The sequence below is a fragment of the Amycolatopsis eburnea genome (genome assembly GCF_003937945.1).
In the GTDB taxonomy this organism is placed as follows: domain Bacteria; phylum Actinomycetota; class Actinomycetes; order Mycobacteriales; family Pseudonocardiaceae; genus Amycolatopsis; species Amycolatopsis eburnea.
The window spans coordinates 1-269 of record NZ_RSEC01000045.1; the positions used below are offsets into that span (position 1 = coordinate 1).

1 rRNA gene is annotated in these 269 nt (G+C 57.2%); it reads left to right on the forward strand.

Features of this window, described 5'->3' with window-relative positions:
- Nucleotides 1–269: ribosomal RNA gene (locus tag EIY87_RS19840) — 23S ribosomal RNA — on the forward strand; the annotation flags it as partial.

Sequence of the window (269 nt, forward strand, 5' to 3'; positions counted from 1 at the left end):
GTAATAGCTCACTGGTCAAGTGGTCCTGCGCCGACAATGTAGCGGGGCTTAAGCACACCGCCGAAGCTGTGTCATTCATGCAATACATCGGCTTGGACTCTTGAAGTCCTTGTCTAGTGGTATGGATGGGTAGGGGAGCGTCCTGCATCCAGGGAAGCGGCGGCGGAAGCCAGTCGTGGAGGGTGTGGGAGTGAGAATGCAGGCATGAGTAGCGAATGCAGAGTGAGAAACTCTGCCGCCGGATGACCAAGGGTTCCTGGGCCAGGCTA